23 protein-coding genes are annotated in these 24,171 nt (G+C 41.1%); 22 read left to right on the top strand and 1 reads right to left on the bottom strand.

Features of this window, described 5'->3' with window-relative positions; genetic code table 11:
• Window positions 1-46 precede the first annotated feature (46 nt).
• The 16 genes from DCC39_RS09925 (at window position 47) to argH (ending at window position 18,383) form a co-directional block, all read left to right on the top strand.
• Complete coding sequence (locus tag DCC39_RS09925; RefSeq protein WP_116554741.1) at window positions 47-244, top strand: alpha/beta-type small acid-soluble spore protein; 198 nt, start codon at window positions 47-49, stop codon at window positions 242-244.
• Between the two features lie 172 nt (window positions 245-416).
• Window positions 417-1,190 carry an ABC transporter ATP-binding protein gene (locus DCC39_RS09920; RefSeq protein ID WP_116554740.1) on the top strand — a complete coding sequence of 258 codons (774 nt, stop codon included), beginning with the start codon at window positions 417-419 and terminating at the stop codon, window positions 1,188-1,190.
• A 17-nt stretch (window positions 1,191-1,207) separates the two neighbouring features.
• Complete coding sequence (locus DCC39_RS09915; protein ID WP_240613597.1) at window positions 1,208-3,115, top strand: AMP-dependent synthetase/ligase; 1,908 nt, start codon at window positions 1,208-1,210, stop codon at window positions 3,113-3,115.
• 2 nt (window positions 3,116-3,117) lie between these two features.
• Window positions 3,118-4,002, top strand: a complete 885-nt coding sequence (locus DCC39_RS09910) for a branched-chain amino acid ABC transporter permease (RefSeq protein WP_116554739.1) — start codon at window positions 3,118-3,120, stop codon at window positions 4,000-4,002.
• Between the two features lie 4 nt (window positions 4,003-4,006).
• Window positions 4,007-5,068: a branched-chain amino acid ABC transporter permease gene (locus DCC39_RS09905; RefSeq protein WP_116554767.1), complete on the top strand. Its 1,062-nt coding sequence runs from the start codon at window positions 4,007-4,009 to the stop codon at window positions 5,066-5,068.
• Window positions 5,069-5,130: 62 nt separating this feature from the next.
• On the top strand, window positions 5,131-6,387 hold the full coding sequence (locus tag DCC39_RS09900) for an ABC transporter substrate-binding protein (RefSeq protein ID WP_116554738.1): 1,257 nt from the start codon (window positions 5,131-5,133) through the stop codon (window positions 6,385-6,387).
• 169 nt (window positions 6,388-6,556) lie between these two features.
• Window positions 6,557-7,348 carry an ABC transporter ATP-binding protein gene (locus DCC39_RS09895; RefSeq protein ID WP_116554737.1) on the top strand — a complete coding sequence of 264 codons (792 nt, stop codon included), beginning with the start codon at window positions 6,557-6,559 and terminating at the stop codon, window positions 7,346-7,348.
• 39 nt (window positions 7,349-7,387) lie between these two features.
• A complete protein-coding gene (locus DCC39_RS09890) occupies window positions 7,388-9,370 on the top strand; it encodes an acetate--CoA ligase (protein ID WP_116554736.1) in 1,983 nt (660 codons plus the stop codon).
• A gap of 206 nt (window positions 9,371-9,576) precedes the next feature.
• Window positions 9,577-11,163: an acyl-CoA synthetase MbcS gene (mbcS, locus tag DCC39_RS09885; RefSeq protein ID WP_116554735.1), complete on the top strand. Its 1,587-nt coding sequence runs from the start codon at window positions 9,577-9,579 to the stop codon at window positions 11,161-11,163.
• 218 nt (window positions 11,164-11,381) lie between these two features.
• On the top strand, window positions 11,382-12,389 hold the full coding sequence (sppA, locus tag DCC39_RS09880; RefSeq protein WP_116554734.1) for a signal peptide peptidase SppA: 1,008 nt from the start codon (window positions 11,382-11,384) through the stop codon (window positions 12,387-12,389).
• Window positions 12,390-12,397: 8 nt separating this feature from the next.
• Window positions 12,398-12,871 (top strand): RDD family protein, encoded by a 474-nt coding sequence (locus tag DCC39_RS09875; RefSeq protein ID WP_116554733.1) that lies wholly within the window; start codon window positions 12,398-12,400, stop codon window positions 12,869-12,871.
• Between the two features lie 223 nt (window positions 12,872-13,094).
• Window positions 13,095-13,592, top strand: coding sequence for a thiol peroxidase (gene tpx, locus DCC39_RS09870; protein WP_116554732.1), 498 nt, complete (start codon window positions 13,095-13,097; stop codon window positions 13,590-13,592).
• Window positions 13,593-13,665: 73 nt separating this feature from the next.
• Window positions 13,666-14,661, top strand: a complete 996-nt coding sequence (locus tag DCC39_RS09865; protein WP_116554731.1) for a class I SAM-dependent methyltransferase — start codon at window positions 13,666-13,668, stop codon at window positions 14,659-14,661.
• Window positions 14,662-14,667: 6 nt separating this feature from the next.
• A complete protein-coding gene (locus DCC39_RS09860) occupies window positions 14,668-15,486 on the top strand; it encodes an EcsC family protein (protein WP_116554730.1) in 819 nt (272 codons plus the stop codon).
• 300 nt (window positions 15,487-15,786) lie between these two features.
• Complete coding sequence (locus DCC39_RS09855; protein WP_116554729.1) at window positions 15,787-16,995, top strand: argininosuccinate synthase; 1,209 nt, start codon at window positions 15,787-15,789, stop codon at window positions 16,993-16,995.
• Window positions 16,992-18,383 (top strand): argininosuccinate lyase, encoded by a 1,392-nt coding sequence (gene argH, locus DCC39_RS09850; protein ID WP_116554728.1) that lies wholly within the window; start codon window positions 16,992-16,994, stop codon window positions 18,381-18,383. Before DCC39_RS09855 ends, argH begins: the two co-directional genes overlap by 4 nt.
• Before the next feature lie 54 nt (window positions 18,384-18,437).
• Here the strand turns inward: argH and DCC39_RS09845 are convergent, their stop codons facing one another.
• Window positions 18,438-18,899 (bottom strand): universal stress protein, encoded by a 462-nt coding sequence (locus tag DCC39_RS09845; RefSeq protein WP_338066549.1) that lies wholly within the window; start codon window positions 18,897-18,899, stop codon window positions 18,438-18,440.
• 179 nt (window positions 18,900-19,078) lie between these two features.
• Between DCC39_RS09845 and DCC39_RS09840 the strand changes: the two genes are divergently transcribed.
• The 6 genes from DCC39_RS09840 to DCC39_RS09815 all read left to right on the top strand — a co-directional run bounded on the left by DCC39_RS09840 (window position 19,079) and on the right by DCC39_RS09815 (window position 24,168).
• Complete coding sequence (locus DCC39_RS09840) at window positions 19,079-19,837, top strand: SDR family oxidoreductase (RefSeq protein WP_116554726.1); 759 nt, start codon at window positions 19,079-19,081, stop codon at window positions 19,835-19,837.
• A gap of 144 nt (window positions 19,838-19,981) precedes the next feature.
• The gene (locus tag DCC39_RS09835; protein ID WP_116554725.1) at window positions 19,982-20,350 is read left to right on the top strand and encodes a hypothetical protein; all 369 of its coding nucleotides are present in this window, start codon (window positions 19,982-19,984) and stop codon (window positions 20,348-20,350) included.
• Between the two features lie 97 nt (window positions 20,351-20,447).
• A complete protein-coding gene (gene ald / locus DCC39_RS09830; RefSeq protein WP_116554724.1) occupies window positions 20,448-21,572 on the top strand; it encodes an alanine dehydrogenase in 1,125 nt (374 codons plus the stop codon).
• 82 nt (window positions 21,573-21,654) lie between these two features.
• The gene (locus DCC39_RS09825) at window positions 21,655-22,341 is read left to right on the top strand and encodes a metal-dependent hydrolase (RefSeq protein ID WP_116554723.1); all 687 of its coding nucleotides are present in this window, start codon (window positions 21,655-21,657) and stop codon (window positions 22,339-22,341) included.
• Between the two features lie 215 nt (window positions 22,342-22,556).
• Window positions 22,557-22,787, top strand: a complete 231-nt coding sequence (locus DCC39_RS09820; protein WP_116554722.1) for a hypothetical protein — start codon at window positions 22,557-22,559, stop codon at window positions 22,785-22,787.
• A 67-nt stretch (window positions 22,788-22,854) separates the two neighbouring features.
• Window positions 22,855-24,168, top strand: a complete 1,314-nt coding sequence (locus DCC39_RS09815) for a DRTGG domain-containing protein (RefSeq protein ID WP_116554721.1) — start codon at window positions 22,855-22,857, stop codon at window positions 24,166-24,168.
• Window positions 24,169-24,171 lie beyond the last annotated feature (3 nt).

Genomic DNA, 24,171 nt, shown 5'->3' with positions numbered 1-24,171 from the left:
TGTTTAAACAGGTTTTACAAAAAATATAGTCAAGGAGGTGATATCCTTGGCTAATAACAATTCAAACCAATTGCTTGTCCCTGGTGTTGAACAGGCACTAGAGCAAATGAAATATGAAATTGCAAGAGAATTTGGCGTGAATTTGGGGGCTGACTCTACTTCCCGTTCAAATGGTTCGGTTGGAGGAGAAATCACAAAACGATTAGTTCAGCAAGCACAACAACAAATGACACCACGCCAATAATTGAATATTAATGGCTTATAAGAAAGAGCGGCATCGTGCCGCTCTTTTTGCATATTATACTCATTTCAACTAAAAAATTCTAAAAATTTAGTTGACTCTCTTATTGTTCATCCCTATAATCAAGATAGCGCTTACATTGCTGAAATAAAAAGAAAAAGGGGGTCTTCGGTAAGTGGGAGCTTTGCTAGAAATAGAAAATGTATCTTTGCAATTTGGAGGAGTTAAAGCATTAAGTGATGTAAGCTATCAAATTGAGAAAGGAGAAATTTTCTCTCTCATTGGCCCGAATGGCGCAGGCAAAACGAGTATGCTTAATTGTATTAGTGGTTTATACCGGCCGACAAACGGATCGATTCGATTTAAAGGACAAGAAATACTCAATATGAAACCTTTTAAACGTACGACTCTTGGAATTGCCCGGGCCTTTCAAAATATTGCGCTATTTGAGCATATGTCTGTACTCGATAACTTAAAGTTAGGACGCCACACATTGATGAATTCAGGTGCAATAAGCGGAGGACTTTATTTTGGAAAAGCGTCCAAGGAGGAAATTGAACATCGTAGAGCCGTTGAAGAAGTGATTGATTTTTTAGAACTTCAAGAGATTCGGCATACACCTGTCGGAACTCTTCCCTATGGCTTACAAAAGCGAGTAGAAGTTGGAAGGGCGTTAGCGCTAGAGCCCGAATTAATCTTGTTAGATGAGCCGATGGCCGGGATGAACAATGCAGAAAAGGAAGTCATGGCCCAATTTATTATCGATATGCATGAGATAAAAAGGATGACAGTCGTATTAATTGAGCATGATTTAGGGGTAGTTATGAACTTGTCTAATCATATTGCTGTGTTGGATTTCGGCAAGTTAATTGGCTTTGGAACACCAAAAGAAGTCCAAAATAATCCAGAAGTGATTAAGGCCTATATTGGTGAAAAAGAAGTTGGCTAGATTGGGGGGATAAATCGGTGGCATTGGAACAAACATTGCCGCAGCTTCTCGCGAAGCGAGCGATAGAGGAAGAACATACCGTAGCATTAAGGGAAAAGAATTTAGGAGTTTGGAATGAAATAACTTGGGGTGAATATTACGAAATAGTGAAACAATTTGCGATAGCTCTTTCTGTTAAATGTAATTTTAAACGGGGTGAGAAACTAGCCATCATAGGCGATAACCGTCCACAATGGCTATTTTCACAATTGGCAGCCCAATTTTTAGGTGGAATTTCTGTCGGTGTCTATCAAGAATCATCACCCAAACAGCTTATTTATTATTTAAATGATTCTCAGGCAAGTGTTGTCGTCGTTGAAGGTCAAGAACAAGTCGATAAATTGCTTGAAATAGAGGAAAAGATTCCGCTAGTTAAGCAGATTATATTCTACAATAATCAAGGAATGAGGCATTACGATCACCCGAAACTATACAATTTCCATGACTTAATAGAGATTGGTAGCTCTTTACTAAATGAGAAGGACGATTTTTTATTCAGCAAAACTGAGCGGTTGCTCAGCGATGATGTCGCGGTTATTTCATATAGTTCTGCAACAACTGGTAAGCCGAAAGCAGTTATGCTCTCTCACAGTAATTTAATTGCTGCAGCCGAAAATCTCGGTGATGTTGACAAAATGGAAAAAAAGGATGATTACTTGTCTTTTTTACCGCTCGCTTGGATCTATGAACAAGTAATGAGTATTGCAATGCCGCTAACCAGAGGGATGGTCATTAATTTCCCTGAGAAATCGAGCACGATTTTAGCTGATTTGCGAGAAATAGGCCCACATACACTTATAGCACCTCCGAGAGTTTACAAAAGTATCCATTCTAATTTTATGCTCCGAATTCAAGAAACAAGCTGGTTTAAGAAAAAGGTTTACCAAACATTTAAGAAGTTTGGGGATAAAGTTGCTGAGATGAAGCTGAACAAAAAACCAATTTCAGGCGGAGTAAAGTTTATTTATCTGTTAGGGAATTTTCTCGTTTTTAGTGCGATTCGTGATCATTTAGGATTGGCAAGAATAAAGCGGGCATATGTTGCTGGATCACCACTTAGTTCGGAACTTTTTCATTTTTTTCATAGCATTGGCGTGAATGTCAAGCAGTCCTATGGAGGCACTGAATTAGCGGGAATTGCGTTTGTGCATCGAGATGATGATATACGAGTCGAGAATGCAGGGCTCCCACTTCCTAATACGGAAGTGAAGGTGGGCGAAGATGGCGAAATTTTTGTGAAAAGCCCATCGGTTTTCTTGCGATATTTACATGAAGACACAAAGCACGATGACGGAGGCTGGATTTCACTCGGAGATTATGGCCGCATTGATGATAATGGCCACTTACATATCCTTGATCATAAAGAGGCAATTATGAAGGGAACAAACGGCGAGACCATTTCTCCAACTATTGTTGAAAACAAGTTGAAGGTGAGTCCATATATTCAGGAGGCTGTTTGTTTTGGTAAAAATAAACCGTATATGTCAGCTATTTTAAATATTGATATGAATAGTGTTGGAAGATGGGCGGAAAAAAATCAAATTACTTATACGACATATTCAGAATTATCTAGAAAACCAGAGGTTATTCAATTGATTGAAAAAGAAGTCGCAAAGTTAATGAAACAACTTCCGCAGCAATCTAGAGTTAAGAAGTTTGTGCTTCTCCATAAGCAACTGAATGCAAACGATGAAGAAATGACTCGAACATTAAAAGTTAGAAGACAGTACATTTCTGAAAAATATCGTACACTAATCGAAGGTCTTTACACGGATACTCAAGAAGTGAAAGTGACAGACAAAGTCGAGGCTGCTGATGGTAAAGAATCCATTATTGAGACAAATCTACGAGTCATTCAGTTAGAAGCTGTACAGGAGGTTGCATAAATATGACATTTTTTTTTCAAATGCTTGTTACAGGGATTGTTGTTGGAAGTATTTATGGACTTGTAGCATTGGGGTTTGTCCTCATTTATCGAGCAAGTGATGCGTTAAATTTAGCGAACGGTGAGTTTGTGCTTATTGGTGCTTATGTTTGTGTGACGTTAGTCACAGCGTACAAATTACCATTTATTGCAGCACTACTTATTACGCTTGTTTTTAGCGCTTTTCTAGGACTTGCGGTCGAAAGAATTGTACTCCGTCCACTTCTAAATGCCCCAGTTATCTCTGTCATTATGGCGACCATCGGATTGTCTAGCTTACTTGCCGGTGCCGCGCATATGATTTGGGGACACCAAAGAAAAGCATTCCCTCAAGTTTTCCCGTCTCAACCAATCGAAATCGGTGGAATTATCGTTACGCCTGTTTATCTTTGGTCTTTCGTTATTGTAATCGCTCTTCTGATTATTTTTTCACTTTTCTTTAAATTTTCAAAAATAGGCATTGCCATGCGCGCTGTAGCAGATGACCAACAAGCCGCTTTATCAATGGGAATTAGTGTAAAAGCGGTGTATGCAATCACATGGGCAATTGCTTCTGTTGTAGCCTCGGTTGGAGGTATTTTGTTAGGGAATATCAATGGTGTAAGCTCGACAATGGCGATTATCGGTTTAACCGTATTACCTGTTGTCATCCTTGGAGGATTAGATAGCATTCTAGGTGCCATTATCGGCGGTTTTATCATCGGTATTCTGCAAAGTCTGGCGGGAGGATATTTAGATCCGCTTGTCGGTGGCGGTTTGAAAGAAGTTGCACCATTCATCGTTATTATTCTTATTTTAATGATTAAACCACACGGGTTATTTGGTAAGGGTGGAATAGAAAGGGTATGAGATGATGAGAAATCCATTTGTGATGGAATGCGGAAACTATAAAACCGCTTATAGTAAAGATATGGCATTGTTTAGCGTGCCGAGAATGAAAATACAGATACTCGTTCTTGTTTTATTCTTCCTATTGTTGCCACTGTTCGCATCGAGTTATGTGGTTGGTCTTTTAACATTGTGTGCAATTGCTTCGATTGGCGCAATCGGTCTTAATATTTTAACGGGATATACTGGACAGATCTCGATTGGTGTTGGTGCTTTCTTAGGTGTTGGAGGCTACACGTCAGCGATATTGACGTCAACGCTAGGATTGAGCTTTTGGCTCGCCCTTCCATTAGCAGGAATTGCTACAGCAATTGTTGGTGGTCTGTTCGGAATTCCTTCCCTGCGTTTAAAAGGTTTATATTTGGCGATAGCCACACTTGCAGCGCAAGTTATTATCCTTTTTGTGATTAGCCGTTGGGATAGCTTAACAGGCGGAACAGCCGGGATGGTACTTAGTCGTCCTTCTGTCGGCGGGTTTTCATTTTCAAGTACGATGAGCTACTACTATCTCTGTATCGTCATTCTTATTTTGACAGCAATGTATGCCCTGAATTTAGTTCGAACGCGAACAGGACGAGCATTTTTAGCAGTTCGTGATCGCGACGTTGCTGCGGAAATTATGGGTATCAACTTATTTAAATATAAGGTCATGTCTTTTGCAATCAGTTCATTTTTTGTTGGGATTGCCGGTGCGTTACTTGCACATTACACAATGATTGTCAGTCCCGAACTATATAGTACACATGTCTCGATTGAATATTTGGCGATGATTTTAGTTGGCGGCTTAGGCAGTGTTCTAGGCTCAATCTTAGGTGCTATGTTTATTACACTTTTACCTGTTGCATTAAACTATTTAATCAATTTTCTTACAGTGTATATGCCAGACTTGTATCAATTATTTTCCGCCTTAAGTGAGTTTGTGTTTGGCGGTGTTATCATCTTGTTTTTAATCTTTGAACCTGGTGGATTGGCCCATATTTGGACAAATATTAAAAATTATTTCCGTTTATGGCCATTTTCTCACTAAATCATTGGGAAATCGAAACCATGCGGTTTCATTCCATATAAAAAGTTAAGGGGGAAATATTCATGAAGAACAGTTTGCAGAAATTTTTTGGATTGTTGTTTGTTGTGTTCCTGGTTGGTCTTCTAGCGGCTTGCGGGGGAGGAAAATCGTCTGCTCCGGCTGAAAGCGGCGGAAATTCAAAGGAAAAATCCGAAGGAAATGATAAAGCGTCAGGTGGTGAAAGAGTAGTGAAGGTCGGTGGTATTTACGATATCACTGGGGGAACAGGAGATGTAGGAACCCCTTTTGCTGAAGGGGAAGAGGCCTATTTTAAACATTTAGAAAACACAGGTGGCATTGAAGGGGTCAAGATCGAGCATAGGGGAGAAGACTATGCTTATGACACACAAGAAGCACAACGCGTTTACCAGGCGTTTCGTGATCGAGATGGCGTTTCTGCCATTCTTGGTTGGGGGACAGGAGATACGGAAGCATTGCGCCAGCAAGTGGCAAATGATAAATTACCGTTCCTTTCCGCTTCCTATTCCGAAAACTTGAAGAATTTAGAAGAAAGTCCTTACAATTTCCTTGTTGCTGCTTCGTATTCTGATCAAGGGCGGGCGGTTTTACAATGGATTAAAGAAAACCACGAAGGTGATAATCCAACGGTTGCATTGCTTTATAACGATACAGCATTTGGCCGTTCACCGATTGAAGATATTAAAAAACATGGTGAAGAAATTGGTGTCAAAATTGTTGATGAACAAGTCATTGACGTACAAGCGACAGAAGCGCAATCACAACTATTAAACATGAAAAAGAAAAACCCTGATTATGCGATTATCCAACAAACATGGGGAGCTACGGCAACGATTTTAAAAGACGCGAAGACACTCGGTATTGATACACAATTTATTGGCTTAAACTGGGCTGCTGGTGAAGGGGTAATTGAGCTTGTTGGTGATACTGCTGAAGGGTACATGGGAATTCTTTCGCACGCATTCCCGTACGAAGATTTACCCGGCATGGAAGAAATTAAAGAATACTTAGATTCTGAGGGAAAAACAGTGGATGACATTGATCAGAAGTTTGTTCAAGGTTGGGAGACTTCCAAAATTTTGGTAGAAGGAATTAAAAAGGCAGCTGAAACGACAGATGGCGAAATCACTGGGGAAGATATCCGTGCCGGTCTAGAAACACTTACTGACTTTGACTTGGGGGGCTTAGGTGCGAATGTTACATTTACACCTGATAACCATGCAGGTACAACTAAAACGCGTCTAGGCAAAGTGGAAAATGGTAAATGGGTAGCCATTACAGATTACTTTAGCCATCGGTAAGCAGGCAGTAGTGCTTCAGGCGATTAAAAATGATGTGAGAGGCACTTGTTCAAACAGGTGCTTCTACTCTCCCCATTTTAAAAGAAAGTCTTAATTTGCTCTTTTTTAACCTCTAACTTCGACTTCCAAAGAAAAGACGCGCCAGCGTTTTTCTGAAAAGGGGATGCTTATGCTTCGCGTTAACAATATTGAAACGGTTTATTCAAGAATTATTCTTGTTTTAAAAGGAATGTCACTTGAAGTGCAAGAAGGAAAGATCGTTGCTTTACTTGGAAGCAATGGCGCCGGTAAATCGACTACCCTTAAGGCAATATCGGGGCTGCTTAAAGGGGAAGGGGGCCAGATTACGGATGGAACGATTGAATTTGAAGGCGCGAAACTTAATGATGTTAGCCCGGATGTGATCGTAAAAAAAGGAATTTTCCATTGTATGGAAGGGAGAAGGGTATTCAAACATCTCACAGTAGAAGAAAACTTAATGGCTGGGGCTTATACTCGTAAGGATCGCAAAAATCTAAAAAATGATATTGAGAGGGTTTATCATTATTTCCCCAAATTAAAAATGCTTCATAGCCGCCATGCTGGATTGCTATCAGGAGGGGAACAACAGATGCTTGCAATCGGAAGGGGAATTATGGCGAAGCCAAAACTTCTTCTGCTGGATGAACCATCTTTAGGGATTGCGCCACTTCTCGTTAAAGAAATCTTTGAAAATATTAAACAAATTAATAAAGAAGAAGGAACATCGATGTTAATTGTTGAACAGAATGCAAATGTAGCTTTGTCTATTGCAGATTATGGCTACATTATGGAAAATGGCCGCATCGTGATGGAAGGGGGTGTCAACTCATTACTGTCAAACGAAGAAGTACGAGATTATTATTTAGGTGTCAGCAAAGAAGGAGACATCGATTACAAAGAAATTAAAGCGTATAAGCGACGTAAAAGGATAGCATGGTGAACAAGATCTTTTAAAAAACTTTAAAAAGGAGGAGATACAGTGGATGTTGTCGGCATTCAAAGCGTGGTGGAAAATAGCTCATTAGTTCACCCGAAAGAGGAAAAAGTTCGCATGACTTCGGAGGGGAGCCAAGAAGCATTTCAATTGCTATTAAAAAAATCAAAAGAAGATCCTGAAAAATTTTGGGGAGAAGTGGCAAAAGAATTGTTCTGGTATGAACCGTGGCAAGAGACAATAAGCGGGGAGTTGCCCAATTTTTCCTTTTTTAAAGGTGGAATTAGTAATGCTAGCGTTAATTTGCTAGATCGCCATATTGAAAATGGGTTGGGAAATAAAACGGCGATCATTTGGGAAGGGGAAAATGGGGACACCCAATTTTATACTTATAGTATGCTGTTAGCTGAGGTGAATCGGTTTGCAAACTCCCTTAAATCGTTTGGTGTAGGCAAAGGGGACGCCGTCGCGATTTATCTTCCGAATTTGGCGGAAGCATTCATAGCGGTATTGGCTTGTTTCCGTCTCGGTGCTGTTTACAATGCCATTTTTTCCGGATTTTCTGAAGAATCATTAAAAGATCGGTTAATTAACTATGAACCGAAAGTCATCGTCACAGCTGATGCGAGCTACCGCCGCGGAAAAATCATCCCATTGAAAGAAAAAGTAGATCGGGTAATTGATTCGATTCCTACTATTACAAACGTTCTTGTTGTTAATCGTCTAAATACAAATCCACCGATGAAAGAGGGCCGTGATATATGGTGGCATGACATTCGAAAAACCGCAAGCATTGTCTGTGAACCAGCGCGAGTGGAAGCCAATGAGCCCGGGATCGTCTTTTACACAAGTGGAACAACAGGTAAACCAAAAGGGGTTGTCCATTCCGGCATCGCGTTTGTCATACAAAATTATATTTATGCAAAATATCATATGGATCATCATGCCGATGATGTATTTTGGTGTTCAGCAGATATCGGATGGTTAACCATGCACATATGGGGAATTGCTGGTGCTTTGGCAAATGGCGTGACAACCGTTATCTACGAAGGAGCCCCAGATTATCCAGAAAAAGACCGATTTTATCAAATTATCGACAAATATCGTGTCAACAAACTATTTACCGCACCAACAGCTCTTCGTATGTTAAAAAGCTTGGGGGAAGAAGCAATCAAACCATATCACCTCGATTGCTTAGATGTCATCTCTTTAGTCGGCGAACCATTTGATCCCGAGACATGGCATTGGACGTATGAAGTACTAGGTAAAAAACAAGTATGTGTAAACAACACATGGGGACAAACGGAAACGGCAGGATGTCCGTTAGCTGGTGCAGCATGGCTTACACCGATGAAGCCGGGATCAGCGGGGATCGAATTCCTTGGGGCACATATGGATATTGTCGATGATGAAGGAAACTCATTACCGCCAAATACATTGGGAAATCTTGTCATTCGAAAACCATTTCCAATGCTTTGCCGCACGTTATGGAAAGAACCTGAAAGATATTATCTTTCCTATTTCAGCCAAGTGGAAGGGGCTTACTATGCCAGCGATATCGCGTTAAAAGATGATGATGGCCATTTCTGGGTAGTTGGCCGATCGGATGATGCCTTTAACGTTGCTGGTCATCGGCTTAGCACAATGGAAATGGAAAGCGCTGCGTTAGAAGCCCCTGGTGTTGCAGAAGTTGCGGTCATTGGGATTCCCGATGAAATAAAAGGTGAAGTTCCACTTGTTTTTGTGAGACTTTCCGCACACGTTGAAAACGAAGAAGACATAAAAATGCAAATTTCTGATTCGATTGTAAAGCGTATTGGGGCAATTGCTCGTCCAAGCGCTGTCATCATTTCGGAAGCCTTGCCTAAAACAGTAAGCGGGAAAATTATGCGTCGCCTATTAAAAGAAATTGTTCTGAAAGGAGAGGTAGCAGGAGATATTACAGGACTCGAAGATCCTGAAACGGTGGAACATATTAAGAGGATTCTAGCGAATAAAAAGTATATGAATGGAACTAAAGAATTGTAAGGAGCAGTCTTTTGAGTTTGATTATCTGAACGTAGAAAGCTGGAGAACGGTCATCATTGAATTTACTTCCAGACGCTCGAAAGCTTTCGGAGTGTCCTGACAGCTTCTTTTTCAAACTCAAACTTACTGTGAATTAAAATTCTTTTATTCCAAGTCTATAGTATAATGATTTAAAGCCATAAGCTATCAAAGGGGATGTATTTTCAATGGATATGAAAGATTTGCTTGCTCCAGAAACATACAATTTAACGGAAGAGATGGAAGCTTTTACACAAGATAAGACAAAAAAGGCTCTAATCTGGAGAAATGAATCTGGAGAAAAGAAGGAAATTACCTATACTGAACTATTTAAACAAGTAAATAAACTCGCAAATGGTTTAACAAATCTTGGTTTAACGAAAGGCGATCGTGTTTTGATCATTATGCCTCGTTTAATCGAAACCTATGTAACGTATCTGGGCTGTCTAAAAGCGGGGCTTGTCGTAATCCCATCATCGGAAATGCTGCGGGCAAAGGATTTAAGTTATCGGATCAATCACGGAGAAGCGAAAGCGGTTATTGCTTATGAACCGTTTATTGAACAAGTGAACAAGATTACAGAACCGATTCCGACGCTTGAACACCGGCTTGTATATGGTAAAGGCGCAAACAATTGGACATCAATTGATACTTTAACGTTAAATGAAAGCGACTCATTCCAAGGGGTTGAAACGAGTCGTGACGATATGGCATTTCTTTCCTATACATCTGGAACAACTGGACAGCCGAAAGGTGTTGTCCATCGCCACGGTTGGGCCTATGCCCATTTGCGCACGGCCGCCGATTCATGGCTTGACATTCAAGAAGGCGACACAGTTTGGGCAACGGCAGGTCCGGGGTGGCAAAAGTGGATCTGGAGCCCGTTTGTTTCCGTCTTAGGAAAAGGCGCAACAGGCTTTATTTATAACGGCAAGTTTGAACCAGAAACGTATTTAAACTTATTGGAAGAAGAAAAAATTAATGTTTTGTGTTGCACGCCGACAGAATACCGCCTGATGGCAAAGGTTGATCATTTATCATCCTATGATTTGAGTGCGCTTCATAGTGCGGTTTCAGCTGGTGAACCGTTAAACCGTGAGGTGATCGATGTTTTCAAAAAGTATCACGGGATTGATGTCAGAGACGGCTATGGCCAAACAGAAAATTCATTGATTGTAAGCACCGGAAAAGGAATGAAAATCAAACCGGGCTCAATGGGAAAACCGACACCGGGCAATCGCGTTGAAATTATTGATGAAGATGGCAAACCAGTTGAAGTCGGTGAAGTCGGCAATATTGCAGTACACAAGAGCGTTCCCGCACTGTTTAAAGAATATTATAAGGATCCCGAAAGAACACAGGCTGCTTATGTAGGTGAGTATTATTTAACGGGTGATAAAGCGAGAAAAGACGAAGAAGGGTATTTTTGGTTTGAAGGCCGCGGAGATGATATTATTATCAGTTCAGGCTATACAATCGGGCCATTTGAAGTAGAGGATGCACTTGTCAAACATGCGAGTGTGAAGGAATGCGCCGTTGTAGCAAGCCCGGATGAAATACGCGGCCACATCGTGAAAGCTTTCGTCGTTTTAAAAGATGGAATTGAAAAAAGCGAGGATTTAATTTTGGAACTTCAAGATCACGTTAAACAATTAACTGCACCCTATAAATATCCGCGCCAAATTGAATTTGTAAGCGATTTGCCAAAAACAACATCAGGAAAAATAAGACGCATTGAACTGCGCCAGCTAGAAATGAACAGACAATTCAATTAAAAACTATAGAAAGGAATGAAAGAATAGGGAGCAGTCATGCCCGCTTCTTTGTCAAACTCAAACCAATTGTGAATTAAAATTCTTTTATTCCAGTTCTATAAATACAATAAAACAGAGCCTGTAAAAAACGGCTCTGTTTTATTTTTAAGATTTCAAACCATACATATAATATGTTATGATTAATCTTGTTTTAGAACGCACTTTTGAAGGGGGTTACTATGAACGCGAAAAGATGGGCCGCGCTCGGAATTGCGGCTGGTATTTTTGTAGTGTCAATTATGCTGAATTTCGCCTACTCAATGGCTTTCGGCAATTTTGAAAGCTTTCAAGAAAATCTCTTAGCATTATCGGAAGAAGAATTCGCTGAAAAAACGTTGGAGTCCGGAACGAGCCTTGAACGAATTGCAGTTCTTGAAGTGAATGGGACAATTGAAGATGTGGCGGCTAATCCGTTTTATCAATCAGTAGGGTACAATCATCGCCAGTTTTTAAGAATGCTTGATCAAGCTGGGGAAGATGAAACCATTAGTGGGATCATTCTCCGCGTGAATTCACCAGGCGGCGGCGTTGTTGAAAGTGCAGATATCCATCGAAAAATTACAGAAATCCAGAAGGAAACGAAGAAGCCGGTATATGTATCAATGGGCAGTGTAGCAGCTTCAGGCGGTTATTACATTTCAGCTCCGGCAAATAAAATTTATGCAAATCCTTCTACAATGACTGGTTCATTAGGTGTCATCATGCAAACGCTCAATTACAGTGAGTTGGCAGATAAATTGGGCATTGAATTTGAAACGGTCAAAAGCGGCCCGCATAAAGATATTGGTTCACCTGATCGGGATATGACAAAAGAAGAGCGAAACATTCTTCAATCGATGGTAAACAATTCTTATGATGAATTTGTTAAGGTGATTGCAAGCGGAAGGGATATGTCCGAAGCCTCCGTGAAAAAAATTGCGGACGGCCGGGTGTATGATGGACGCCAAGCGAAAGAATTGGGCTTAGTTGATGAACTTGGAAATTTGGACGATACGATTGCAGCAATGAAAAAAGAGATCGGTGATGAAAACGTAAGCGTCATTGAATATGAACAAAGCTTCGGATTCGGGTCTCTATTCCAAATGACTGCCCAAAAAATGTTCGGCAAGGATGCTGACTTGCTTGGGATTCGGGAACTGATTGGCGAATCAAATTCTCCTCGATTAATGTATTTATTTACAGAGTAGGTGGAAATATGGATATAACGTCAAATACAGATTTGATGGAAGAACTTGACACTCCGAAACAGACGGAATATGTATACGCAGGTTTTTGGATTCGTTTTTGGGCATATCTTCTTGACTTGTTAGTCATCGGGAGTTTAAATCGAATCGTTGTCAATCCCATCATTCAGATTTTTGATATTGAACCAGGAGAGCCGGCTTTTTTACCGATTGAAACGATTTTAACAGGGGTTGTGTTTTTCTTATATTTTGCCTTGATGACGAAGTATTTCAACCAAACTATCGGAAAAATGGTGCTCGGCATTAAAGTGATATCGAAAGATGAGAAATTGGCATGGGATACGATTCTTTTTCGTGAAGTTGTCGGCAGATTTATTAGCAAAGCTTTGTTTGGCCTTGTTTACGTATGGGTTGCATTTCCTCCTGACAAGCAAGGGGTTCATGATTATTTTGCCGATACGTGGGTCGTCCACACAAGAAAATAAAAGTTGTTTTGGCAGGAATCAAACCATTTCCGTTGAATTGTAGTGTACAGGAAGCTACATACTGGCTAGGTTTGGGCTTCACTCATTTTTAGGCTTAAATAAAATTAGCGGGGATGATTTTGCCTGAAGAGAACCTTTTTTCCGTTAGAAAAACCCGCTTCTCGGAAGGTAAATCGTACCCGCGGGTGATCGAGCCAATTTTAAAAACGGAGGGGACTTTCGTATGGCTGAAGTTACGTTTAAAGGAAACCCGGTAACACTTCTCGGAAATGAAGTGAAAGTTGGGGATTCAGCCCCAAATTTTACTGTGTTAGACAATCATTTAACAGAGAAGTCGCTTGATGATTATGAAGGTGTACGCTTGATTAGCGTCGTTCCATCGCTAGACACTGGCGTATGTGATGCACAAACCCGCAGATTTAACGAAGAAGCCGAAAAGCTGGGTAATGTTACACTGCTTACCATTAGTGTGGACCTTCCTTTTGCCCAAAAACGCTGGTGCGGAAACGCCGGGCTTGAAAAAGCGATCACACTATCGGATCATCGCGATCTTTCGTTCGGCGAAGCTTTCGGCGTCGCAATAAAAGAACTGAGGCTTCTGGCGCGGGCGGTATTCGTTGTGGATTCAAGCGGAAAAGTAACGTATACTGAATACGTAAAAGAAGCAACAAACCATCCTGATTATGATGCGGCAATTGAAGCAGCTAAGCAAGCTCAATAGAAATCTGCTTCATACAGCTTCGATGTTGAATTTGGCATCGAAGCTTTTTCATTACGGTTTCGGAGGATTTTTTATGACAAAATCATATGTTGAATTTCTTTTTCAGTCGATTGATGGCAGTGCGGGCATTTTGCAGCATGAACTTTCGATTACATATTTAGAAGCGGTTGCCGAGACGGGAGAAAATATTTTCCAAAAAGAGATTCTCCAGCAGGTTAGCGATCTTAGCCAAAAAAAGCTGCATAACATCTATGGAAAGATTCAGCTTGATCGATATTCAAAAGAAGAGATAAGAAAAGCCATGCAGCTTTCTGTACTTAAGGGGATGAAAGAAGCGCTTCAGCCCCGCCACGCAATGACACCCGATGCTGTTTCGATTTTTATCGGCTATCTCGTAAATAAATGGATGGGTGATGAAAAGCAGGTGGCGATCTTTGATCCAGTTGTCGGCACAGGAAATCTACTGACAGCTATCTTAAACGGCATGCCAGAGGAAACGGCAGCATTTGGCATCGAAGCGGATGAGACATTGCTAAGATTGGCTTATGTGAATGCGAATTTGCAGGCACACCGCATTGAACTTTTTCACGGCGACGCTGTCCGGCCGCTCTTTGTTGATCCGGTTGATCTTGTTGTTGCCGATTTGCCTATCGGTTATTATCCAAATGATGACATCGCCGAAGGCTATGAGCTTAAGGCATCATCAGGCCATTCTTTCGTTCATCATTTGTTAATTGAACAAAGCTTGCGCTATGCAAAAGAAGGCGCTGTTCTTATTTTTCTAATTCCAAATGGGCTGTTTGAGCAAGAAGGAGCGGCAAAACTGCATACATTTTTAAAAGAAAAGGCAGTCATTCAAGGGTTGCTTCAACTCCCGCTTTCCATGTTTAAAAATGAAGAAAGCCAAAAAAGCATCTTTATGATCCGGAAAAAGTCGGATAAAATTGAACCGCCAAAGCAAGTGTTGCTGGCATCCCTTCCAAGTTTTTCAGATGAACGGAAGTTATCACATGCGATCACAAAAATTAACGAATGGTTTGATGAAAATGTTCCTCGTAAAAGGAGGTAGCAGAATTTGAGCCTAACAAAAAAGGAACGAGCGATCTATGAAGACATTCTTCGTTGGGAAGAGGATTTTTTCCAAAATCCTGAAAGACAACAACAGCCGAGCAAGCCGCTTTTCCGTTTCGATGGGGAGAGCTTAGAGCTGCTCGATAATCTACTTTTTCTATTTAACTTGTTCATGCAGTCAACGAAGTGGCATACATCAGCAGCAGACAAGCTTCTTGATGAAGCACGGAATTTCGATGAATCCATACAAACAATCGGAGATATGCAGCGCTTGCCTGTGCACACCCTTATGTATATTTCGAAGCGGCGAATCGATAAGGAGCAGATTCGATCCCTTTTGCAAGGAGGATTATCCGGAACAGGAAATTTGTTGTTTTTAGGGCTTGATCTGCCGTCACTGCTCGTGCTCAATTTACGTGCGGTACAATTTATTGCGATGACATATGGTTATTCTGTCATTCATCCGGTTGAAATGCTTTTATCTCTTAAAGTTTTTTATACGGCAACGATTTCGAAAAAGGACCAATATGCCATGTGGAAAAATTTAGAGGAAGAAGCAAAAATGCTCAACCACCCATTCTTTTATGAGGGAAGCGACAAGATTATCGACAATGATTGGCTTCAAAACCAGTTGAAACAAATTGCAAAAGCATTTTTAATCATGATGCTAAGAAAAAAAACGAGACAAGGCATCCCTTTTCTCAGCATTGCAATTGGCGCTTGGTTAAACTACCACTTCTCTCACAAAGTATTAGAGATTGCAGATAAATTTTATGCAAAAAGATTACTGGAAGAGAGGGCAGCGGCAGGCGATGAGTTATAATTTTCTTTTTGATGGCAAACTTGGCCTCTGTCTCCCCAATGATTTGTAGATTTGGCTTCATACTCGGCAACTGGTACGCCATGCAAACATGGCCAAGAAATGACAAGGGAATAAATTTTTATGCTTTTTTATGCATAACTATTGAAAAAGATCCAAGAAGCTGTTAAAGTAAGGATATCATTATAAAGAAAAGTCATTCGCCAAGGAAGAGGTTTTATTGAGGCCTCTAAAATTTTTGCATAAAAATGTATAAACATTTAACATCATGAATGATTATTCAAAATTGGAAGGGGACTAACAATGGCAAATCCTAAAGTCGTTTTAGCATATTCTGGAGGATTAGATACGTCGGTTGCAATTAAGTGGCTCCAAGATAAGGGCTATGATGTCATTGCGCTTGGACTTGATGTTGGGGAAGGAAAAGATTTGGATTTCGTAAAAGAAAAGGCATTGAAAGTCGGTGCCATCCAGTCGTATTCCATTAATGCAAAAAAAGAGTTTGCGGAAGAATATGCATTGCCTGTATTGCAGGCCCATGCATTGTATGAACAAAAATATCCGCTCGTTTCGGCATTATCAAGACCGCTCATTGCAAAAAAACTTGTAGAAATTGCGGAGCAATTTGGTGCGGAGGCTGTTGCCCACGGTTGCACCGGCAAAGGAAACGACCAAGTCCGTTTTGAAGTTTCCATTAAAGCGTTAAACCCTAATTTAAAAGTATTGGCGCCTGTTCGGGATTGGAAATGGTCGAGGGAAGAAGAGATTGAATATGCGAAAGCGAACGGGATTCCGATTCCCATTGATCTTGACAGCCCATATTCTATCGACCAGAACTTGTGGGGAAGAAGCAACGAATGCGGCGTATTGGAAGATCCTTGGGTGACACCGCCTGAAGATGCATATGACCTTACTGTTTCGATTGAAGATGCGCCAGATACGCCTGACATTGTTGAAATCGAATTCGAACATGGGGTGCCAGTTTCGATAAACGGCATCAAATATGAGCTCGATGAATTGATTTTGGAATTAAATGCGCTTGCTGGAAAGCACGGCGTTGGCCGGATTGATCATGTGGAAAACCGTCTCGTCGGAATTAAATCTCGGGAAGTGTACGAGTGCCCAGGCGCAATGACACTTATTAAAGCGCATAAAGAGCTTGAAGATTTAACACAACCGAGAGAAGTGGCTCACTTTAAACCAGTCATCGAACAAAAAATGACAGAGCTTATTTACAATGGACTCTGGTTCTCGCCGCTACAAAAAGCATTGCTCGCATTCTTGAAAGAAACACAAAAATCTGTCACAGGTGCAGTGAGAGTAAAACTATTTAAAGGCCATGCGATTGTCGAAGGGAGAAAATCCGAATACTCTCTTTACGACGAGAAATTGGCTACGTATACGAAAGAAGACGAATTTGATCATGATGCAGCAGTAGGCTTTGTTGAACTTTTTGGATTGCCAACAAAAGTTCATAGCATGGTGAACTCGAAGAAAGCGGTGAAAGCGTGACAAAGCTATGGGGAGGCCGGTTTGTCGAGCATGCTGAAGAGTGGGTTGACGAATTCGGCGCCTCAATCGGCTTTGACAAGGAGCTTGTCGAAGAAGACATTGAAGGCAGCCTTGCCCACGTGAGCATGCTGAAAAAGACAAACATCTTAGCAGGCGAAGAAGCACAGAAAATTATAGAAGGCTTAACAAAACTAAAAGAAAAAGCAAAGAATGGGCAGCTCCAATTTTCCGTTGCCCTTGAAGATATTCACTTGAATATTGAAAAAATGCTTATTGACGAAATTGGCCCAGTTGGAGGCAAGCTTCATACAGGAAGAAGCCGAAACGACCAAGTGGCAACGGACATGCATCTCTATCTTCGCAAGCAAGTAAAAGAGATTTTGGATGCCATTGCTACACTGCAAGATGTACTGCTTAGAAAAGCAGAAGAGGAGCAGGAAACTCTTATCCCTGGATATACCCATTTGCAGCGGGCGCAGCCTATTTCCTTCGGACACCATCTTATGGCGTATTTTTGGATGCTTGAGCGCGATTATGCACGCTTTCAGGAAAGCTTAAAAAGGATTAACCTGTCCCCGCTAGGCGCCGGCGCTTTAGCTGGGACAACTTTTCCGATTGACCGCCACTACAGTGCAGAACTGCTCGGATTTGGCGGCATTTATGAGAACAGCCTTGATGCGGTTAGCGATCGCGACTTTATTCTCGAATTTTTAAGCGACTCCTCAATTTTAATGACGCATTTATCGCGTTTTTGTGAAGAGTTGATTCTTTGGTCTTCCCAAGAGTTTCAATTTATTGAAATGGATGACCGTTTTGCAACAGGCTCAAGCATTATGCCTCAAAAGAAAAACCCTGACATGGCTGAATTGATTCGTGGAAAAACAGGGCGTGTCTACGGCAATTTATTCGGCTTGCTAACCGTTTTGAAAGGAACGCCGCTTGCTTACAATAAAGACATGCAGGAAGATAAAGAAGGCATGTTTGACACAGTAAAAACAGTGAAAGGTTCTCTGAAAATTTTTGCTGGCATGATCGAAACGATGGCAGTCAAACGTGAACAAATGCAAAAGGCCGTATCACAAGATTTCTCGAATGCGACAGAACTTGCTGATTATCTCGCAACAAAAGGAATGCCATTTAGAGAAGCGCATGAAGTGGTAGGAAAGCTCGTCCTCTATTGCATTCAACATCACAAATTCTTGCTTGATTTAAGCATAGAGGAATTCAAGGAAGCATCCACTCTATTTGAAGACGATATTTATACGATGCTTGAACCGAGAAAAGTCGTTGAACGCCGGAATAGTGCTGGTGGGACAGGATTCAAACAAGTCTCCGCGGCAATTGAAAAAGCGAAGAAAATAATGGAAGGCAAAGAGCCCGCAGTCTAAAAAATTGACTTGCGAGCTTTTTTAATACTTATGTGTTCACCTGAAGGATCGAAATTAACTTTCTCTAGAAATTTCTTTGTCTCTCACAACGAGGACATCACAATGGGCGTTACGGACAATTTGTTCCGATACGCTTCCGATTAAGAAACGTTCAACTGCATTTAAACCGGTTGCGCCACATACAATAAGATCAGTATTGTATTTATCCGCCAGTGTAATCGGTAAATCTCGTTTAGGGCTTCCTGATTGCAGCACGGCTTCAACATTCTCGTACCCTTGCATTTTTGCTTTTTCAACATATTCGTCCAGCAGCTTTCCACCATAGCTTTCAGCATCGGTAATTGAAATGTTATAAGGCGCATATTGATCCATCGGTGTGAGGCTTCTCGTATCAACGACATGGGCAATATGGAGCTTTGCGCCATCTGCAGCCGCAATTTTGAGTGCCCGGCTGAATGCGCCGTCCGCTTCCTTTGAACCATCAACAGCAACCATGACATTCCGGTAAATCGCCATCATGTTCCCTCCCCTTTTTAAATAAATTTGCTTTATCGCAAATTTATACAAATCTTGCTTCTGGCATCCGACTCCTTTTTATTATATACCCGAAATGAACAGAGTGTAAGCATAATCCTATTCAATTGGCGAGGAAGATAAGAATATTGTAAGATGTTGAATAGAAGAGGGGGGTTATGATGAGGCACGCATTAATTACTGCAGGATCGAAAGGATTGGGGAAAAAGGTATCTGAACAACTGCTTCAAGAGGGCTGCAATGTTACGATTAGTTATAGAAGTGATGAAGCTGCTGTTACAAGATTGAAAGACGAATGGAGCGAATACAAAGATCAGCTTTTGTTTACACAGGGAGATGTAACGAAGAAAGAAGATATTATGCATATTGTGGATGAAGCATTCTCTGCTTTCGGTACAATCGATTTCCTCATTAATAATGCGGGACCTTACATTTTTGAACGGAAAAAATTAGTTGATTACACAGATACCGAATGGTACACCATGCTGGAAGGGAATTTAAGTGCAGTATTTCATCTTTTGAAAAAAACGATTCCCGAAATGCGGAAACAAAAATTTGGACGCATTATTACATACGGTTTCCAAGGTGCAGAATCTGCTCCGGGATGGGTGAATCGCTCCGCTTTTAGCGCTGCAAAAGTGGGGTTGGTCTCCTTAACGAAAACGGTTGCATTCGAAGAAGCCGAAAATGGCATTACGGCAAACATGGTTTGTCCAGGGGACATTGTCGGCGATATGAAAGAAGCAAGCATCAATGAAGCTAGAAAGACATTTGATCGCAACACGCCGATTGGCCGTTCCGGAACTGGCGAGGATATCGCAAGAATGATTTCGTTCCTTTGCCAGGAAGATTCAGACATGGTGACAGGTGCCATTATCGATGTAACGGGCGGCGTGGACGTTGTCCACCGGAACCGGTAAAAAAAGTAAAAATGTCCGTATAAAAAAATATATTTTTCGCATCTTATTAATAAAAGAGAGCGTTCAAAAAAGAGCCAATCACCATCCCGGCTTGTTCGAGAACTCGAGCCTTTTTGAACAACCTTAAAAAGGTGTGTTGATAAGATGAGAAGAACAATCATAGTTATTATGCTTCTGGTGTTTGCGGTCTTTCCGTTACAGGTTTCCGCTAAAGAATTATCGAATAGCATCTCTTTAAAAGTTTCAATCCATGAAAAAGAAAATGAATACATATGGGAGTACAAGGAGTCTGGCATTTATCTTTTTTCAAAAAATGGAAGAGTTTATAAAGGAGCCCAAGCGGAAAAAGAAGTGCAAAAAATAGTCCGAATGCTTCAATTGACGGAACAAGCGGATGTCAATCAGATGGCAGCCTCACTGAAAGGCCAACAATACAAACAGTTGGAACGCTTAGATATTCGTTGGATCAATAAAAAGAATGAACTTTACACCTGGGTCTGGAGTTCTAAGTAATAGAGTTTTTGCCCATTCTTAATTGGGCAAAAACTTTTTTCTATGTGAATTGTATTGTAAAATGAAAATGAATAAGAATTGAAAAAGGTGAAAAGACATGCGTATAGGAATTCCGAAAGAAATATTAAACAACGAAAATCGTGTTGCGATCACGCCTGCGGGTGTATCGATTTTAACCGAACACAACCATCAAATTGTGATTGAAAAAGATGCGGGTTTAAATGCTGGTTTTTTAAATAAAGATTATGAGGCTGCAGGAGCTGAAGTCGTTGAAACCGCGGCTGAGGCTTGGGCCGTTGATATGGTCTTGAAGGTGAAAGAACCGCAGCCTGAAGAATACCAATTTTTTAAGGAAGAATTAATTATTTTTACATACCTTCATTTGGCTGCGTTCCCTGAACTAACAAAAGAATTGGCAGATAAAAAAATTGTATCCATTGCCTATGAGACGGTACAGCTTGATCATGGGACACTTCCACTGCTTACTCCTATGAGTGAAATTGCGGGGAGAATGGCAGCGCAAATCGGTGCACAGTTTCTTGAAAAAACGTATGGCGGAAAAGGTGTCCTGCTAGGGAGTGTACCGGGTGTTAAGCATGGGAAAGTAGCGATTATCGGCGGAGGCGTTGTAGGAACAAACGCAGCCAAAATAGCAGTCGGGCTTGGGGCTGATGTAACGATTATTGACTTAAGCTCTGACCGTTTGCGCCAGCTTGATGACATTTTCGGCTCGAATCTAAACACGCTCATTTCGAATCCTTACAACATTGCCGGAGCCGTTGCGGAAGCTGATCTCGTGATTGGAGCCGTTTTAATCCCGGGGGCCAAGGCACCGCGGCTGGTTACGAAAGAAATGATTCAGTCGATGGAGCCTGGTTCAGTCGTTATCGATGTTGCAATCGACCAAGGCGGGATCGTCGAAACAGCCGATCGAGTTTCGACACATGACCACCCGACCTACGAAAAATATGGCGTCATCCATTACGCGGTTGCGAATATGCCTGGAGCTGTTCCACGGACATCAACGATCGCTTTAACGAATGCAACGATGCCATACGCATTGGAAATTGCGAATAAAGGCTACGAACAAGCAAGCTTAGATAATCCTGCAATTAGGAAAGGGCTGAATACGTTAAAAGGTTCAATCGTTTATCAAGCGATCGCCGAAGCGCACAACATGCCGTACCAGCCAGTAGATCGACTTTTAAAAAGTAAAAAGTAAAGTTTAGCAAAAAATATGCAGGGGAATTAAAAAAAATAGCGTATTTTAATTTATGAGAGTAATCATTGAAAGGGTGTCTCAAATGAAACTAAGCTTCCATGGCCATTCCATTGTCATGATTGAAACGAATGGGAAGAAAATTTTAATCGATCCGTTTATTAGTGGAAATAATCAAACGGATCTAGATGCAGGGAAGGTTGAATGTGATGTTATTCTTTTGACACACGGCCATAATGATCACGTCGGCGACACGGTTGAAATTGCCAAGCGCAATGATGCATTAGTCGTTGCAACGGCTGATCTCGCTACATATTTAGGCTGGCAAGGCGTAAACGTTCATCCAATGAACATTGGCGGCGCATATGAATTCGATTTCGGTAAAGTAAAATTAACTCAAGCATTCCACAGTTCACATTACACAGAAGATGAAAATAAAAACATCGTTTATACGGGAATGCCGACAGGAATTTTGTTTACAGCTGAAGGCAAGACGATCTATCATTTAGGAGATACAGGGCTTTTCTCTGATTTGAAAATGATCGGGGAAATGAACGACATTGATTTGGCCTTCATTCCAATCGGAGATAATTTTACGATGGGACCTGAAGATGCCGCGGTTGCAGCTGAATGGGTTGGCGCAAAAACGGTTGTCCCCATTCACTACAATACATTTCCGGTTATTGAACAAGACCCGAATCAATTTGTTCAGCTGTTAAAAGAAGGGATAGAAGGGAAAGTATTGAAGGCTGGCGAATCAATTACATTATAAGCTTGTCTTTCAAAAGACGATATTCGTATTTAAGGAATCAAACGAAGCGATTTTGCCTGAAAACCTTTTTTCTTGGAAGGTAAATTGCACCGTGGGTATACTAACAATTGTTAACAGCGCGTTTCAAAAAGAAGTGAGGGCAACCCTGCTTCTTTTTTCATTTTTATTTCCTTTCTTCATACAATAAAGTGAGATAAGCTTTGGGAGGGAAAAATGTGAAACAACGTTGGTTATTATCTATTTTGTCAGCATTGGCACTGATTTATTATGCAATGCCCCGCCTGTCTTTTACAGAAGGCCTGCCAGGCTATTTTAGTTTACTTTGGTTAACATTTGCTGTTATCGCTATTGGGGGGAATTTGGCAGCTTTTTTGTATGCTGAAAGCAAGCAGAAAGAAATGAAGAAAGCATTCAAAGAAGAGAAACAACGATATTACGGTACCTAGATTGCCGCGGGCTGTGTTCATTTGTATAATGAAGTTATTGATACAGATGAAAGAATGGTGAAACAGAATGGCTACGAAACATGAACAGATTCTAGCTTTTATTGAAGCACTTGAAGTCGGGGATAAAATCTCTGTTCGTCAAATTGCAAAAGAGTTGGGTGTCAGTGAAGGGACAGCTTATCGAGCAATAAAAGATGCTGAAAATCAAGGCTTTGTCAGCACAATTGAACGCGTCGGCACGATCCGAATTAAGAAAAAGCAGAAGGAAAATATAGAGAAATTAACCTTTGCTGAAGTTGTAAATATTGTTGACGGCCAAGTCCTTGGTGGACGGGCTGGACTTCATAAAACGTTAAATAAATTTGTCATCGGTGCGATGAGACTTGAAGCAATGATGAGATATGTTGAGCCGGGAAGCCTCTTAATTGTTGGCAACCGTGATCAAGTGCATAAAATTGCACTCGAAGCGGGAGCTGCTGTTTTAATTACAGGTGGCTTTGATGCGAATGATGAGGTTAAACAGCTGGCAGATGAACGGGAATTGCCTGTTATTTCCACATCATACGATTCATTTACAACAGGAACGATGATCAACCGCGCCATCTACGATCAACTCATTAAAAAAGAAATTGTCCAAGTAAGCGATATTTTGACGCCGCTTGAGAAAACTCAATTTTTATACAGCGGGGATACGGTGGAAAGATGGCATGAACATCATGATGAATCGACCCATAGCCGCTACCCTGTCGTTGACACAAATATGAAAGTTGTTGGAATCGTTACTTCAAAAGATGTCATTAATGCAGGCGATGAAATACTAATTGAAAAAATTATGACAAAAAATCCTTTGACAGTTAATGAACGCACATCTGTTGCAACGGCTGCACATATGATGATTTGGGAAGGCATCGAAATGGTTCCAGTTGTCAATCAGTCCCAAAAATTGGTAGGAATTATTAGCAGGCAGGATGTTTTGAAAGCGATGCAAACGATGCAGCAGCAGCCGCAAATTGGCGAAACGTTCGCTGATTTGATCGCAAACCAAATTGTAGAAAAAGAGGAAAATGGGGTGGAGTCTTTCACTTGTGAGGTCACTCCGCAAATGACGAACCATCTTGGGACATTGGCTTATGGCGTGATGACTACTCTTGTAACAGAGGTAGGCAGCAGAGTGTTAAAAAAATATAAAAAAGGTGATCCAGTCGTAGAAAACTTAACGATCTTTTTTATTAAGCCCATTCAAATTGAAAGCACGATCGATATACGACCGCGCATTCTTGAAGTAAGCAGAAAATATGGAAGGCTTGATGTTGAAATTTTCCATGAAGGAACAATCGTCGGCAAGGCTTTAATGGTGGCGCAGCTCATCGATCGCCATTAGGAT

The sequence above is a fragment of the Pueribacillus theae genome (assembly GCF_003097615.1).
Taxonomy (GTDB): domain Bacteria; phylum Bacillota; class Bacilli; order Bacillales; family UBA6769; genus Pueribacillus; species Pueribacillus theae.
This window is presented reverse-complemented; position numbering and strand designations above follow the sequence as displayed.